This is a genomic window from Chitinophaga sp. (assembly GCF_035761305.1).
Classification (GTDB): Bacteria; Bacteroidota; Bacteroidia; order Chitinophagales; family Chitinophagaceae; genus Chitinophaga.
The window spans coordinates 19,098-34,410 of the sequence record NZ_DASTRI010000007.1 but is presented as its reverse complement, the minus strand read 5'-3'; the positions used below and the strand labels follow the sequence as shown (position 1 = coordinate 34,410).

13 protein-coding genes and 1 tRNA gene are annotated in these 15,313 nt (G+C 51.1%); 8 read left to right on the top strand and 6 right to left on the bottom strand.

Annotated features, from left to right (window positions below):
• Nucleotides 1-142: 142 nt before the first annotated feature.
• Nucleotides 143-216 (bottom strand) — tRNA-His (locus tag VFS25_RS01460).
• A 280-nt stretch (nucleotides 217-496) separates the two neighbouring features.
• Here VFS25_RS01460 and VFS25_RS01455 point away from each other — a divergent pair.
• On the top strand, nucleotides 497-1,126 hold the full coding sequence (locus VFS25_RS01455; RefSeq protein ID WP_326460334.1) for a hypothetical protein: 630 nt from the start codon (nucleotides 497-499) through the stop codon (nucleotides 1,124-1,126).
• Between the two features lie 195 nt (nucleotides 1,127-1,321).
• On the opposite strand, the gene VFS25_RS01450 is transcribed toward VFS25_RS01455, so the two are convergent.
• Both VFS25_RS01450 and VFS25_RS01445 read right to left on the bottom strand, forming a co-directional pair.
• Nucleotides 1,322-1,807, bottom strand: a complete 486-nt coding sequence (locus VFS25_RS01450; protein WP_326460333.1) for a GNAT family N-acetyltransferase — start codon at nucleotides 1,805-1,807, stop codon at nucleotides 1,322-1,324.
• A gap of 95 nt (nucleotides 1,808-1,902) precedes the next feature.
• Complete coding sequence (locus VFS25_RS01445; protein ID WP_326460332.1) at nucleotides 1,903-2,709, bottom strand: helix-turn-helix transcriptional regulator; 807 nt, start codon at nucleotides 2,707-2,709, stop codon at nucleotides 1,903-1,905.
• Between the two features lie 256 nt (nucleotides 2,710-2,965).
• Here VFS25_RS01445 and VFS25_RS01440 point away from each other — a divergent pair, with 256 nt between their 5' ends.
• The 6 genes from VFS25_RS01440 (at nucleotide 2,966) to VFS25_RS01415 (ending at nucleotide 9,484) form a co-directional block, all read left to right on the top strand.
• A complete protein-coding gene (locus tag VFS25_RS01440; protein ID WP_326460331.1) occupies nucleotides 2,966-4,153 on the top strand; it encodes a hypothetical protein in 1,188 nt (395 codons plus the stop codon).
• 401 nt (nucleotides 4,154-4,554) lie between these two features.
• Nucleotides 4,555-7,479, top strand: a complete 2,925-nt coding sequence (locus VFS25_RS01435; RefSeq protein WP_326460330.1) for an outer membrane beta-barrel protein — start codon at nucleotides 4,555-4,557, stop codon at nucleotides 7,477-7,479.
• Between the two features lie 44 nt (nucleotides 7,480-7,523).
• Nucleotides 7,524-8,102 (top strand): RNA polymerase sigma factor, encoded by a 579-nt coding sequence (locus VFS25_RS01430; protein ID WP_326460329.1) that lies wholly within the window; start codon nucleotides 7,524-7,526, stop codon nucleotides 8,100-8,102.
• 47 nt (nucleotides 8,103-8,149) lie between these two features.
• Nucleotides 8,150-8,485: a hypothetical protein gene (locus VFS25_RS01425; protein WP_326460328.1), complete on the top strand. Its 336-nt coding sequence runs from the start codon at nucleotides 8,150-8,152 to the stop codon at nucleotides 8,483-8,485.
• Between the two features lie 23 nt (nucleotides 8,486-8,508).
• Nucleotides 8,509-9,015, top strand: a complete 507-nt coding sequence (locus VFS25_RS01420) for a hypothetical protein (RefSeq protein ID WP_326460327.1) — start codon at nucleotides 8,509-8,511, stop codon at nucleotides 9,013-9,015.
• Nucleotides 9,016-9,076: 61 nt separating this feature from the next.
• Entirely contained in the window at nucleotides 9,077-9,484 is a 408-nt protein-coding gene (locus tag VFS25_RS01415) for a hypothetical protein (protein WP_326460326.1), read from the top strand.
• A 75-nt stretch (nucleotides 9,485-9,559) separates the two neighbouring features.
• Here the strand turns inward: VFS25_RS01415 and VFS25_RS01410 are convergent, their stop codons facing one another.
• From VFS25_RS01410 to VFS25_RS01400, 3 genes are read right to left on the bottom strand one after another with little or no spacing between them, the layout of a single operon-like run.
• Nucleotides 9,560-10,663 carry a lipase family protein gene (locus VFS25_RS01410; protein ID WP_326460325.1) on the bottom strand — a complete coding sequence of 368 codons (1,104 nt, stop codon included), beginning with the start codon at nucleotides 10,661-10,663 and terminating at the stop codon, nucleotides 9,560-9,562.
• Between the two features lie 29 nt (nucleotides 10,664-10,692).
• Complete coding sequence (locus tag VFS25_RS01405; RefSeq protein WP_326460324.1) at nucleotides 10,693-11,226, bottom strand: 5' nucleotidase, NT5C type; 534 nt, start codon at nucleotides 11,224-11,226, stop codon at nucleotides 10,693-10,695.
• A 23-nt stretch (nucleotides 11,227-11,249) separates the two neighbouring features.
• Nucleotides 11,250-13,694 (bottom strand): MG2 domain-containing protein, encoded by a 2,445-nt coding sequence (locus VFS25_RS01400; RefSeq protein WP_326460323.1) that lies wholly within the window; start codon nucleotides 13,692-13,694, stop codon nucleotides 11,250-11,252.
• A gap of 362 nt (nucleotides 13,695-14,056) precedes the next feature.
• Here VFS25_RS01400 and VFS25_RS01395 point away from each other — a divergent pair, with 362 nt between their 5' ends.
• A complete protein-coding gene (locus tag VFS25_RS01395; protein ID WP_326460322.1) occupies nucleotides 14,057-15,295 on the top strand; it encodes an NAD(P)/FAD-dependent oxidoreductase in 1,239 nt (412 codons plus the stop codon).
• Nucleotides 15,296-15,313: the final 18 nt, after the last annotated feature.

The following is a 15,313-nucleotide window of genomic DNA, read 5'->3' as shown; positions in this document are numbered from 1 at the left end:
TAGCGCTTGTTGCTGATTATATTGCTTGAATAAAGGAGAAGTGCTTATTTTTGCCATAGTAATTTTTGAGTGGTATCTAAAATTACTAATCAGCCCTTTCTCTTCCAAAAAGAAAAGGGCTGACCTTTTTGGTCAGCCCCTGGGTGGCCAATGGGGCTCGAACCCACGACCCTTAGAACCACAATCTAATGCTCTAACCAACTGAGCTATGGCCACCATTTGTTTTTTCGGGATTGCAAAGATAAGGGAAATCATTTCCATTTTCCAAATACAGGAAGAAAAAAGTTTAAACAGTTTGGATATGTATCAGCAACAGGCCAGTACATCCGCCAGATACAACCAACGGCCCTGTCGGTATTAATTTACTGCCATAACAGCATTCTGATGCAGCCAGCAAACCGTTGCCCGATCCTTTTCATATCATCTTCCTCACATTTCCCCCTCCCACAATTTTTAGTTTTTGCTAAAAATATTAGTTTTATAAAAAAGTTGCGCTATGGCAGTCGAATTAGAGGAGGTGCGGTTAGGTAATTATTATGCCCTGGGACGGGAGGTGATCCGCATAGCGGAGCACCACTATCCCATATTAACGGCATTGTGCACGCAGCTGCAACCCCTGCGCCTGCAGGCGCCCCGGCTTACCAAGCTGGGTTTTAACCTGGTGCGCCCGCAGGATTTTAATAACTGGACCAAAGTATGCCGCGGTATGCCGGTATTTTTAAAAGCCGCCGGTAACAACCGTTATATATTACAGCTCACGGGCTATGAAAAAGTACGGCTGGTTGAATACATTCATGAGCTGCAGAACATCTGGTTCTGGCTGTTTGCCGAACCGCTGCAGAAAAAAGAAGACGAGCCCCAGGCGCCCCCAGGTGAAGGCGCGCTTGCCAACCATGCACGGCAGCCCTTTTTCCTTACCTGGGACTGCCAGTTCCTGATCTGCACCAAACCGCATGTGCTGTGGCGTATTTCCGGCAACCGGCCCTTGTTTGAGTATGCCGGTAAAAAGTGGGGCCTGGAGGTAGTGCAGGGGCAGGCCGGCAGCTCCCTGCAAAACCAGGCCGCTGCCTGGCTGAGGATGGAGCTGTGCAGGCTGCCTGCTTTCGCTGAAAAGCGGGTTTCATGATAGGTCATATCTGCATCGCCGCCCACTCATCCAGGTAGCGCTCCAGTATGTTCAGCGGCATATCGCCCTGCCGCAGCAGGGTAGTTTTCAAATAACTGATGCAGCAGGTTGGCCTGGGCGGCAGCGCGGGTCGTGGCTGTTACTGCCAGTAGCAGCAGCATGGCCTTGCGTAAATATTGCATATAATCAGTACAGTTAAAGTGCTTTTACCATCCACACATTACAGCCGTAATGCCCCGATTGTCCCAATGGCGCAGGTAAATAGGTAAATCCCGTTCTTTCATATAGCGGAATGGCAGTGTGCAATTCGGGCATGGTTTCCAGGTATACGTGCGTGTAGCCCTTTTGAGCAGCGGCCTGCAGGCATTGCGCTATCAGCTGCCTGCCCCATCCACGGCCGCGGGCAGGCGGCAGCAGGTACAGCTTTACCAGCTCGCAATAACCGGAAGGCAGTCCTTCCGTAGGATAAATGCCGCCACCACCCCATATATGCCCTTGAGCGCTAATGACCCAGTAGCCCGCTGCCGGGTTGCGGAAGGAGTTGTACACGTCATGTGTACTGTTATCAAAGTAGGCAGTACCGGGCTTATTGGCATTAAACTCTTTGAGCACCTGTTGAATGATGGCGGCCATTTGTACATTATCCTGCGGTTGTACCGGCCTTATAAGCGCATGTTGCACGTTGCTGGCGGTTATTGGTTAAATGGTACTGCAAAATAAAAGCAGTCCGGCTGCCGGAAATTGTATGCAATTAGCCTGTAGGGAAAAAGAGGGAATTACAGTTTTTTATACTGCCCGGGCAGCAGGCCGGTTACCTGGTAAAAGGTTTTGGTAAAATGGGCCTGGTCTGCAAAGCCGCAGCTGTAGGCAATTTCAGTGAGGGAAAGGGGAGTGGTGCGTATGAGCGACAGGGCCCGCTCTACTTTCAGCCGCCGGCGGTACTCGCCCAGGTTGCAGTGAAAGTACCTGGAAAAATGTTTGGAAATGGTAACCGGGTGCAGCTGCAGCTGTTCCGCCAGCATATCCAGTGTAAGCGGGGCATCCCACTGGTCATACAGCACGGTCTTGATTTTTTCCGTCCATTCCGGGAAGTATTTTTCACCGGGCGCCCCGGTTTGCATCAGCTGTATACATAGCTGGTGTATGGCAATAGGGGAGTCTGCATCATGCCGGTAATGCTCTTTCAGCAGCTTTACCAGCCCGGCGGCATTCAGCTCCATACTGTCCTTTTCCATAAAGGCGGCAGTGGGAGCCTGAAATCCGTACTGCTCAAAAAAAGCAGGCTCCAGCTCTATGTTAAAAATGCGGGTGCCGGCCCGGTAGTCCAGGTTGCGGTGCGCAATGCCGGGGTAATAGTATAGCCCGGTACCGGCTGCCTGCAGCTGCGAGCCGTTTTTGCGTACCTCCTTGCTGCCGCCCGAAAGAATGTGCGAAAAGTGCGGGTTGGAATGGTAATGCCATTGGGAGGATAGTCCATCCGGAAAAACGGTTTCCGTGGTAATAACAGGGCCAAAGTGTATGGCTTTCACTTTTTGCCCCGCGTAGGCGCCGCTGGTATATATAACAGGTTGCTGGGCGGTCATGCGTCAAAAATACAACATCCTGTTAAATAGCTCCGCGCCTTGGCGGTTCCCCCGGAATTGCTTATATTTGCACTTCGCAAAATCTACTTACTGGCTCGGCGGCATGGCTGGGCTTTTCTATTAATTTCACCCTCACTGCTTACTAACCCATTGCCTATAATCCACTGATTATAAATCAGGTACGACTGGCTGCACGTGCATATATATTGCCGTTGGCCGGGGATGGTATGACGAAAAATTTAAATAATATAGATATATGGATCAGCTAAAACTGAAATTGCAGGAATATTATCACCGTTACCAGCAGCTGGACCGGGCCCAACCGGCGAAGGAAGATGTGGGAGATATGGAGAACGACATCCTTTCGCAGTTCGGGCTGCCCGCCTCCAAACGCTTTGTACAGATCCTGCATGATTTTGTAAATCACGGACAGGTTACAGATCACTTGTTGAATTATGTAAGTAAAAAGCTGCGTTCCGCAGCCAGAACATATTTATTATCACCCGTTATGTCAGATGTTGAAGTGTTGGGGCACGCGCGGGAGCAAAAGCGCAGTCCGTATGATGTGCTGCCGGAGCTGGGGTATGCGGCGCATACCTATGCTATTTTCCTGGTGGCGGAGCTGTTGTACCATCGTAATATGGCCCCGGCAGATGTGCTGGAAGAGCTGAAAAAAGCGCAGCATTTCGACAGCTGGGGTGAGCTGGCGCTGTTAAGCGGCATTCAAAACTATACTGGGCATGAGCTGTATACCAAACTTAAAAAACAGCAGCTGCGCTTTGTAGATGACTTTGTACAATTCAACCTCCGCCAGTCAACAGTAAAGGCCCCGGTTAAAAGAGCCCGGCCTGCAGAAGAAGGCTACCTGCCCAACTACCGCACAATCAGTAAAATGCAGGTAGAGGAAATTGTGTTTGACAAAAACGGCAATCCCTGCCTGTTTGGTAAAATCCGTACCGGCAACCGCTACAACCGCCTGAGCATAGGTCTTGAATTTTCTGAGCTGAACCAGGTATTGACCAGCAGCGGTGAAATGGGCGCGGCCATTAGCCGTTACCTTAAAAAGAAGCTGGCCGGCCCTGCGGCAGAGAAACCAACGGTAATAGATATACGTACTGCCTTTGGAAAGCTGCTGCGCCTGGATGCCTGCTACCTGGAAGTATATAAGCCGCAGCACCGCGAAGGGGGCGACTGGATAGAGGATAAGGAGAACTTTTATTTCGTGGAAAAGATATTGACCAAAAAAGAGTTCGACAAACGCGCCCGTGAGCTGGAAATCAAGGAAAAGATACAGGAGTGCCTGGAGCTGATCGGCGGTTCCTATGTAAATTACCAGCGCCTGCGCCGCCTGGGTGTAACAGATGAAGAAGCCAAGCTGCGCGCCGGCCTGCAGGATGAGCTGCTGTTCAAGCTCTCTTCCTTTTTGCACAAGCTGAAAGACTAGCCGGCTGGTGATGAAGCGCTGTTACGGCTGAAAGCCGTTGCAGCATGAATAGCAATAACAGTGTTATAGTTGAGTGTAAAATAAGGGGTACCGATAACGGTACCCCTTTTTTGCGCCCTGATTGATGTTGTTCCCCTTCCCTTGCGGGAAGAGCAACTATGCTGCGAAAAACTTTGGTTGATACAATGGCATTAAATAATTGTTATGTATATGGCAAACATAAACCTTAAAAATTCCTTATTCGTTAATACGACGTTAAACACCCTGGAATTTTTTGCCCGACGAAACCGCCTTTTTTAACTCCCAATGCCCGCTTATGCACGGCTAAATTTTTTTCAATTAGAGCAAAGGTTCCGGCTTGCTTTGTCGTCCAATGAGGTATAATCATTTCAATGCATACAATGATACAACGCATTGCCTTGCCGGCACTTTTTTTAATACTTGCTGTAACGCAAACCGCGCTTGCACAGGAGCTGCAGCTAAAAGGCGTACTGAAAGACAGGAAAGAACAGTTTCCCATACCCGGCGCCACGGTAAAGCTAACGGCCGTAAAAGACTCCACACAGGTGGCAGGCGGCGTTACAGATGTTACCGGTACCTTTAGCATACCCCATCTTAAAGCCCAGGCATATAATATGTCCGTTACCTACCTGGGATATAAGAATGTAAACCGTACCATTACCCTTAGTGAGGGTACGCAGAACCTGGGCGTGCTGTACCTGAACCGCGGCGCTACCACGCTGAAAGGCGTAACTGTAGAAGCCATTGTACCGCCGGTGCAGCAAAAGGGCGATACCCTGCAATACAATGCCAGCGCATATAAAACCAATCCCGACGCTACCGCTGAAGACCTGGTGAAAAAAATGCCGGGCATTACCGTGGAGAACGGCAGTGTAAAAGCGCAGGGGGAAGATGTAAAAAAAGTATTGTTGGACGGTAAGGAATATTTTGGGGAAGATGCCACCCTGGCCCTGCGCAACCTGCCGTCTGAAGTAATTGATAAAATAGAGGTGTTTGACCGCATGAGCGACCAGGCGCAGTTTACCGGGTTTGATGACGGCAACTCTTACAAAACACTGAATATTGTTACGCGCGGGCAAATGCGTAACTCGCAGTTCGGCAAAATATCTGCCGGCTACGGTACCGACGACCGTTACATGGCGGGCGGCAACGTAAGCCTTTTTAACGGCGACCGCCGCATTTCAGTGATAGGGCTCACCAATAACATTAACCAGCAGAACTTTGCCACCCAGGACCTCTTAGGTGTGGTAGGCAATGCCAGCGGCAGCCGTGGCCGTGGCGGCGGAGGCGGCAGGGGCGGTGGCGCCCGTGGCGGCGGCAATGCAGGCAACTTCCTGGTAGGCTCGCAGGACGGGATTACCAAAACCAACTCAATTGGTATCAACTTTTCCGATCAATGGGGCAAAAAGGTAACGGTGAACGGCAGCTACTTTTTTAACAACACCAATAACAGCAATAACCAGCTCACTAACCGGCAAACCTACCTTGCCGGCGACAGCAGCCTGTTTTACGATGAAACACAGATCACAAATAACACCAACTATAACCACCGTATTAACCTGCGCGTGGAGTACAAGATCGACTCGGCCAACATGCTGATATTTACGCCCGGCATCAGCTTCCAGAAGTATGATGCGTTTTCACAAACCAACGGGTTAAACTCCTATTCAGATACCAACCTGGTAAGCCGCTCCGATAACCAGCAAACCAGCAACACCAGCGGGTTCAATACCAACAACGGCATCCTGTACCGCCATGCTTTCGGGAAAAGGGGCCGCACCATTTCACTGGGGCTGAACATCAGCGCAAATGATAAGGACGGGCAGCGCAACCAGCAGGCCTTTAACACTTATTACAAAGGCCAGGCCGGTGTAAACGACTCTACCCTGCAGCAATCCAATCCCAATAATAACGGCTACCGGCTTTCTGCCAACTTAGCGTACACGGAGCCTGTAGGCCAGCACGGACAGCTGCAGGTGAACTATAGCCCGTCGTGGTCAAAGAACAACGCCGACCAGGAAACTTTCCACTTTGATGAGTTCACAGGCAAGTATGTTTTGCCGGACACCAGCCTGTCTAACGTGTTTGATAATACGTACAATACGCAAAACGCGGGGTTAACCTACCGCGTGGGCAACCGCGACAAAATGCTGGCTTTCGGCGTGTCTTACCAGTATTCGGAGCTGAACAGCAATCAAACTTTTCCGCTGGTAACCACCGTGCACCGCACTTTCAGCAACCTGCTGCCCAATGCCATGCTGCGGTATAAGTTTAACAGCAACAGCACGCTGCGCATGTTCTTCCGGTCGTCTGTAAATGAGCCTTCCGTTGGCCAGCTGCAGAATGTGATCAACAACAGCAATCCGCTGTTCATATCCACCGGTAATGAGGAGCTGCAGCAGCAGTATTCCAACCTGTTAATATCCCGGTACAGCTTTACCCGGCCCGATAAAGGCTTCAGCTTTTTTGCCAACGTGTTTTTACAGAACACCCAGGATTATGTGACCAATGCCACCTACATTGCCACCAAAGATTCTGTGCTAACGCCTACGGTTATACTATTCAAAGGCTCACAGCTGGCCAAACCGGTGAACATGAACGGTTACTGGAGCGCACGCTCTTTCCTGACCTTCGGCATGCCCATACAGCCTATTAAAACCAACATGAACTGGAACGCGGGTTTTACCTACACGCGCACGCCGGGTATCATCAACAACATAACCAACCTGTCTAACAGCTACAACTATAACGTGGGCCTGGTGCTTTCCAGCAATATCAGCGAGTATGTGGATTTTACGCTGTCGTACTCCGCTAACTTCAATGACCTGAAAAACAGCATACAGCCTACGCTGAACAATACTTATTTTTCACACGCCGCTTCGTTCCGGCTGAACTTATTGTCAAAGAACGGCTGGCTGTTCAACAGCGATCTTACCAACCAGCTGTACAGCGGGTTAACAGACGGCTTTAACCAGCAGTACTGGTTATGGAATATCAGCGCAGGTAAAAAGTTCCTGAAGTCGCAGCGGGCAGAGGTGCGGGCTACTATTTTCGACCTGCTGAACCAGAACCGCAGCATTACCCGTACGCCTACGGAAACTTATGTTGAGGACGTGCAATCACAGGTGCTGAAACAGTACTTTATGCTTACATTTACTTATAAGATAAAGAATTACAAAAGCGCCAAAACCCCAGAGGATGAGCCGGAGCGTGATATGATGCGCCGTCCTAACGGCATGTTCATGCGGCCTCCCGGCGGTGGCGGCGGAAGGCCTATGGGACCCGGCGGGCCAGGTATGCCTTAATGGCGTAACAACAGCTTCATTCTATCTATCATCAATTGAGCAACTTGAACAGGTTCACTGATCAGTATTTAACGGAAGCGCTGAAAAACAAAGATGAAGCGGCTTTCAGGCAGTTGGTGGAAACCTGGAAAGATATGGTTTACAACACCGTGCTGGGTATCATTCAGCATGAGGCGGATGCGGAAGACGTAGCGCAGGAGGTATTTGTACAGGTATATCAATCCATCGGTTCATTCAGGGGAGATGCAAAGCTTTCTACCTGGTTGTATCGTATTGCAGTTACCAAAGCGCTGGACCATGTAAAAAAGCGTAACCGCAAAAAACGCTGGGGCCGCGTATACAGCCTGTTTGGGGAAAAAGATGAACCGGTTAACGCTGCGCCGGACTTTCACCACCCCGGCGTGCAGCTGGATAATAAAGAGCGGGCCGCAGTGCTGTTTAAGGCGCTGGATCAGCTGCCGGACCGGCAAAAGGCCGTGTTTGTGCTGAGCAAGCTGGAAGGCTTGCCTGCCAAAGAAATCAGTGAGGTAATGCATATGAGCCCCGCTACGGTGGAAGGCCTTATGCACCGCGCGAGGAACAACCTGCGCAAGCTGCTGGGAAAATATTATTCCGCGGAATAGCGAAGGTTTTTTGAAAAAAGATCGTCTAATTAAATAGTAACAAAACCGTGAAAACGAAACGTCATCAGCAAGAGATTGAGGCTGCATTAAACAGCCTGGATGGTGCCGGCAGGGCCACGGCAGGTGAATTCTTTTTTACCCGCTTACAGGCGCGGCTGCAGCAAAAGGGCAGCAGTGCCTGGGAGCGCGCCACCGGGTGGATTGCCCGCCCTTCCATTGCCATCATAGGCTTGTGCATCATACTGCTGCTGAACAGCATTATTGTGATACGGCAGTTTGAAAAATCAACGTCCGGTACGGACCAGGCCTCACTGCAGGCTTTTGCAGACGAGTACAGGCTGCAGGTGCCTACCGTGTATGATGATGACAGGGGAGAACAGTAACGGTTAACTATAAACAACAGCCAATGGCAATTGCGAAAAACAAGGTATTACTGATCATGCTGGGCGTACTGCTGTTTACAAACATTGGTATGCTGGTGCTTTTCCTGAACCTGAAACCAGCTAACAACCGCTTTGGGCGCGACCTGAAAGGCCGGCGGGGATTAGTAGAGATACTGGAGAAGAAAGCAGGTTTTTCCAAACAACAGCTGAACGCTTACCTGCAGCTGCGTGAGCAGCACTGGACAAAAATGAAACCGCTGCTGGCAGAGATGCGGAACGCCAAAGACAGCTTTTACCGCCTGCTGTATGTACCGGACGTGGCCGACTCCACGCTGAACCGGGCCGCAGCTGTTATCGGGCAAAAGCAGCAGGCCATTGACCTGCAAACATTCCGCCATTTTCAGCAGGTGCGCGGCTTATGCACACCTGCCCAGCGGCCCGGCTTTGATACACTTGTGCACCAGGTTATTTACCGCATGTCGGCCCCGTTCCGCCGTGATAGTATGCACCTGCGCATCCCCCGCCGTTAACCTTTATCCCGCACTGTAGATACTGGCACCGTCATTTTTATACAATATAAATCGTACCATTATGAAGAACAGGATTCTGTTAATGTTGGCCCTTTTATTTGCCGGCCATGTTACCACAAATGCGCAGGGTAATTTTCAGCGCCGCACTGTGGAAGAGAGAGTGAAGCAAACCGTTGACAAATTAGCGCCTGAGCTGTCCCTAAAGGATGATCAGAAAACAAAGTTAAGCGATGCTTACACGGATTTTTACAAAGGAATGGACAAGCTGCGTGCAGACGCCCGCGCCAACGGCACACGCCCCGACCGTGACGCTTTTAAAAAGCTGATGGATGACCGCGATGCTAAAGTGAAAGGTTTCCTTACCGACGACCAGTACAAAAAGTACACGGAGGAGCTGGAAACCATGAGGAAGAACCGGGGTAATGGCCGTCCTGGCGGTGGCAGATTCCGCGGCGGAAATAACCAATAAAGGCGGATTGATTGTTTGTTTTGTTTTTATCAATGGCTGGCTACCCATGCGGTAGCCGGTCATTTTTTTTATGCCTTATTCATCCAGCTTGTAGTTTTGCTTTAACAGGTACACATAAGGCGCAAACATGTGGTGCACGAACATGTTCTTACCGTCAAACGGGAATTTTTCATCGTAGCCGGGCTGCGGGTACAGGATAACGGGCGTACCGGCAGGCATATAGTTATGGCTGTTCACAAAATCGGGGCGGGCATAGCCTTTTACGGTTTTGCGCACCTGCTTGTAAGCCATTTTGCCCAGTATGCGCTGCATGCGGCGGCTGGCGCGTTTAGTAGACCGGTCAAGGCGGCCGTACATATAGCTTACTGCCAGGCGTATAAAGAACTTTTGCTTGCGCAACGCCTTCTTTACATTGCGGAAGGGATTTACCGCCGGGTAGTCGTTCGTGGTTTGCAGGGAAAAAGGTGTTTCCGGCACCCAGTCGCGCGGGTTTATTACACGAAAGCCCCAGCCGCCGCGGGTAATGAAATCGTAATCATACGCATAGTTAAGGTTGCCGGGCTTGGGAGCAGCGCTGCAGTAGGTTTTTATTACAATGTCTTTGGGAAATGCAGAATCATCCAGGTACTGCAGGTACGAGCGGAGCAGGAAAGCGATGGCGCCGCCCTGGCTATGTCCCATAATAATAAATGCGTGTATGCCTTTACGGTAATACTCTTTTATATGCGCTACTATATCCGGCGCCAGTGAGGCCATGCCCAGTGTCCATCCTGCATGTACATAGGCGCCGCTGTCTTTCGCCAGCTTATAATGAAAATCGGTGCTGTCGTTCAGGTGCAGGGCGCCGGTGGCAGGTATCATACCGGCATAAAAGTTCTCCAGCCACGAAGCAGCGGTGCCATTGGTGCCGCGTATGCTGATGATGGCGGTTTCATCGCTCCACAGCCACAGGTCCCAGCGGTTTTCCATACCTGTTACCGGTGAACGGTATACAAGCCGGCAGTTCTCGGGGTGCGGCACCACTACTTTGGTCCATGGCGTATCGGCCTGCAGGGCCGTAATACGTAACAGCTGCTCATATTCTTTGGGATCAAACCCGGGCCGCAGCTTTTGCGCTGTTGCCGGCATGCCATAAAAAAGCCAGGCGCAGATACCGGCTATCAGTAAGCGTGTGAACATCCGCATAATGCTATGAATGAAATCGGAAGTTATAACAGCTTTGCAGCTGCATCTTCCCAGTTTAATATACGTTCATAACCGGTTATGTACACATTATGATGGCCGGTGAACAGGTAAGGCTTACCCCTGAAGTTGGTGAAGTTCCGTATCAGGTCATCAATCATAATGTCTGTTTGCACCAGGCTTTTATCTCCGCAAAGGCAAAACTGCCGCCAGGTAAGAAAGGGGAAGTGTTCCATCAGCCAGTCGTACTTATCTTTCAGGGAGTTGGGAAACTCCATTGCCCCTGATACAATGTACACGCGGTATTTTTTATTCAGCTCTTCCAGCACCCGCTGCGCATTGGGAAACACCGGCAGGTCACGGAAAAAGCCGGGTGTATTCAGGTATTCCAGCACTTTGCCTTTATGGTCTATGGGCAGGGCTTCTGAAAGGGTTCTTCCCCACAGTTCTTCTTCTGAAAATACTTTACCATAATCGCGGTAATACCATTCCCTTGCTTTTGTAATAGGATCGGCAATGGTTTCGTCCATGTCTATCGCAATAGAGGGCGCTTGTTGCATGCACAGTTATTTTTACTTCCGTATTAATACACCTGCTCCACATGGCCTACGGAGCCGTCGGCCCCTATACCTTCCGCCACTACACGAAAATGTTTTGAAAAGTCATTGTTATAGAACCGGATGGTGGCGGTGTGCGTAGCGGTATCTACCGGCACATCCGGGTTCCAGTACAGGGTAATGCGTTTATCGGCCAGCGCATGCCTGTCGTCATGCACGGCATAGTCCGGGGAGTAGAAGTGTTTTACCACGGCATAACCGGGCTTGCGGTACAGCTCAAAACCCCGTACGGTATTGTCGCCGCCTTCGCCGCCTTTTTTGGTGTATATGGCAATGGCCCCGTTGGCGCCTCCGCCAAAGCCGCCCATGAAAGGCGGGCGGAATACCTTTACCATGGCTATATCCGTAACCGGCAGGCTGCTGAGCATACTGGCGTCGGTAGGCATTTCATTCAGGTACAATGAAGGACGGCCGCCGCGCCAGGAAAGGCTGGGATCGTTCAGGTTACCGGTTATCTGCAGGCCGGCTACGCGCGATTGCAGGTACTGGAAAATGTTCGTGTAGGCATTTGTTTCCTTGGTCAGGTCAAACGTATAACCATCGCCGCCTGCAAACAGGCCGGAGGCATATTTTTTATCCAGCGACTCTTCCTTGGAAATTTTCCGCTCGCGGATGTTCACCTCTTTCAGCAGGATGGCCCGGCTGTTAATGGAGCGGTTTACGCGGTTGTGGTCATATGCGGTGGAAAGATAGTTTTTGAGGGTATTGTAATCAATGGCCGGCGGCACCCGCAGCGGAAAGGGATCTGTAACCGGCACGCTGTTCTCGAAAAAGTGCGTGTTGAACTTTACGGTTACATCTTTCCAGCGGTCCTGCTGGTCGTTGCCCTTGTAGTATACAAGCGCGGTGTCCAGGAACGACAGGCCGGTTACGGTAAACTCACCCATGCCGTTGGTGGGGGCCGATACAATAGAAGTGGAGCTGTCCGTAACCTGCTTAATAATGAAATCTACCTTGCCATTGGCCAGCTGGTAGCGGCCGTTGTTGGTAAAGGCAGTGCCTTTGAGCAGGATGCCCTGCTCGTAGGGATAACGGGTATCAGGGTATTGTTTGTTCAGTATCTTTTCCCAGCTGAAACGCCGCCAGCCATTGGTGAGCATTACCAGGTCCAGCGCCTGCAGGCGCGCCCTGGCGGTGTCCTGGAAGTACCAGGCAGGGTTATGGATATACCCTTTCAGGTCTGAGGTGAGCAGCAGGTTAGATACGATGTTATTTTCATCATTGCTTTTTACCGCCAGGTCGGCATCGGTTATGGCAACGGATGTAATGCTTTCCATGGACTCCGGCACCTTCAGCACAATGCTGTTGGGCGCCCTTTCCTCACTGTTAAAGTTGGGCTGCTGCAGCTGCAGGGGCAGGAACTCGTTATGCCGGATAAAAGCCAGGCGCTCCGACAGCGGCTGTCCGCTTTTGCTGAACAGCGTAAGCTGTATAATACCGGAGGGCATAGATTCTGTGGGCACAAAGCCGCTGATACGGCCGTCAGATACTTTCAGCGGCGCTTTGTACACCAGCTGGTTATTGATCTGCCCTAACAGCAGCAGGTCGTCATACGCAGTATCGGCCAGGTTGGCTATCATGGCCTGGTAAAATATGCGCGCGCCCCGGTTGTACACCTTAAGGCCTGCGCCGGTGGTTTTAACGGCCGGCAGGTCAAAGGTTTTCTTTAAGCCGTTGGCGGCGGTTATTTCGGCCTTGTAGGTTTCATTTGCGTTGGTGGGCTGCAGCTGAAACTGGCCCATGCCGTCATGCATGGTTTCCAGGGCGGCTACTTTGGCGCCCTTGCTGTTTAGCACACTACCGGCAACGCCTATGGGAAAGCCGTTGTTATCAATGGCTTTAAAGGCAATTACGTTGTTTTGATTAATGATCATATCCCCGCCTTCCGGGAAGAACTGTACGGAGAAAGCCGTTACTGCGCTGCTGTCGCGGGTAGGAGGGCTGTTCCGCTTCTGCGGGTCAAATACTTCTATATTGCGGGAATACAGGAAAGCATGGTCAAAGTTCAGCATCCAGGCGGTGTAGGCACGCAGCTGGTACATGCCTGGCTTTTGGGTTTCGGGGAGGTCCATATTACCGGCCGCGCCGGCGTTGCCGGCAGCAAACATCCGTTTTTGTACAATGGCGCCGTTCTTGTCTACCAGCTCCACATACAGGTTGGTGGCGCGGGTGTCCGGCAGGCCCTGCAGGGTAATATAGGCTTTGAACCATATGGTTTCGCCGGCGGCATAATAATCTTTATCCAGGTGCAGGTACACTTTTTCCTGCGGGTAACGGCTATCAAACGCTTGCAGGGCTTCTACAATACGGTCGGTCCAGTCGTCGGCAGCAGGTAAAAAGGAAAATGCGCTAACGAGCATCACCACACAGGCGGAGGCGGGGATCCACCAGCGTAAACGTAATTGCCTCATAAGTGCGCGTAGTTTTTGCATGAAGAAGATTTTTTAAGACAAGATAATGGCACACAATTTATTTAAGAATTACGAATTATCAATTACGAATTACGAATTGAAATGCAGCGGAGATGGTAATTGGCCTTAATTTGTTTGAGAATTGGGGATTGCAGGCCTGTAGAACGGCTTATGCAGCCTGCCTGCAATGGCATTTGTAAATAGCTGAAATGTAGCGGAGATAATTTGCTAAAATTTCGTTAAGAGTTATGAGTGGCGAATGAGTTGTCAATAACGCTCCAAATTACTACTATAGTGCACTGCCTTATATGTGCACTTCGTAATGCGTAATTATCAATTCGTAATTGTCTTATACTTGCGGTGTGAAAAAGCGACTGATTGTTATCGGCGGCGGTGCCGCCGGATTTTTTTGCGCGGTGAATGCGGCGCGGCTGCAACCGGCGCTGGAGGTGCTGCTGCTGGAGAAAACCGGCAAGCTGCTGTCCAAAGTAAAAGTATCTGGCGGCGGGCGCTGTAATGTTACGCATGCTGCGCCGGATATTAGCTATATGGCCCGGCATTACCCGCGGGGTCAAAACTTTGTGAAAAAGGCCTTTGGCCATTTTTTTGTGCCAGATACCATCCAATGGTTTGCTGAAAGAGGGGTGGAGCTGAAAACAGAGGCCGACGGGCGCATGTTTCCTGTAACCGACAGCTCCCAAACCATTATCGACTGCCTGCTGCGGGAAGCAGACCGCTACCGCGTAAAAATAGCCGTGCACCAGGAAGTAACTGACCTGCAACCCCTTACCGGCGGTGGCTGGCAGGTGCGCCTGCAGGATGGCCGCACCCTGGAAGCCGGTTTCATTTGCGTGGCTGCAGGCGGTTATGCGCAGGAAGATAAATTCAACTGGCTGAAACGCGTGGGCCACCATGTGGCGCCGCCTGCACCTTCGTTATTCACCCTTAATATGCCGGGACACCCCATTACACAGCTGATGGGCGTAAGCGTGCCCAAAGCGCAGCTGAAGGTAGCAGGCGCCAAACTGCAGGAGCAGGGGCCTGTGCTTATTACCCACTGGGGGCTGAGCGGCCCGGCGGTGCTGCGCCTGTCGGCCTGGGGCGCGCGGGAGCTGCAGCAGCTGCATTATACCTTTACCGTGTTAATCAACTGGGTGCCGGCTTATCATGAGAACAGCCTGCGGGAGGAAATGCAGGCATTGCGACAGCAGCTGGGCGGACAGAAAATATATGGTAAAAGCCCTTTTGAGCTGCCGCAGCGCCTGTGGCATTTCCTGCTGCAACAGGCAGGTATAAACGAAAATATACGCTGGGCCGATTTACCGGCAAAATTGCAGCAGGTGCTGATAAAAAGCCTGGTAGCCATGGAGCTGCCGGTAAAAGGGAAAACCACTTTTAAAGAGGAGTTTGTGACCTGCGGAGGCGTGCAGCTGGCAGAAATAAACCCTGCCACCATGGAAAGCAAGCTGGCGCCCGGTTTATATTTTGCCGGTGAAGTGATGGATGTGGACGGGATTACCGGCGGATTTAACTTCCAGCATGCATGGAGCAGCGGCTATATTGCTGCTGCTGCAATGGCGGCGGCAGTAATCGGCAATTAATGGTCACGGAATTACGGA

Bases quoted from the DNA above. Each gene is read 5' to 3' on its own strand.
- VFS25_RS01415 (WP_326460326.1), top strand. From the start codon at position 9,077: ATGAAGAACAGGATTCTGTTAATGTTGGCCCTTTTATTTGCCGGCCAT.
- VFS25_RS01400 (WP_326460323.1), bottom strand. From the start codon at position 13,694: ATGAGGCAATTACGTTTACGCTGGTGGATCCCCGCCTCCGCCTGTGTG.
- VFS25_RS01405 (WP_326460324.1), bottom strand. From the start codon at position 11,226: ATGCAACAAGCGCCCTCTATTGCGATAGACATGGACGAAACCATTGCC.
- VFS25_RS01440 (WP_326460331.1), top strand. From the start codon at position 2,966: ATGGATCAGCTAAAACTGAAATTGCAGGAATATTATCACCGTTACCAG.
- VFS25_RS01445 (WP_326460332.1), bottom strand. From the start codon at position 2,709: ATGACCGCCCAGCAACCTGTTATATATACCAGCGGCGCCTACGCGGGG.
- VFS25_RS01435 (WP_326460330.1), top strand. From the start codon at position 4,555: ATGATACAACGCATTGCCTTGCCGGCACTTTTTTTAATACTTGCTGTA.
- VFS25_RS01420 (WP_326460327.1), top strand. From the start codon at position 8,509: ATGGCAATTGCGAAAAACAAGGTATTACTGATCATGCTGGGCGTACTG.
- VFS25_RS01455 (WP_326460334.1), top strand. From the start codon at position 497: ATGGCAGTCGAATTAGAGGAGGTGCGGTTAGGTAATTATTATGCCCTG.
- VFS25_RS01410 (WP_326460325.1), bottom strand. From the start codon at position 10,663: ATGTTCACACGCTTACTGATAGCCGGTATCTGCGCCTGGCTTTTTTAT.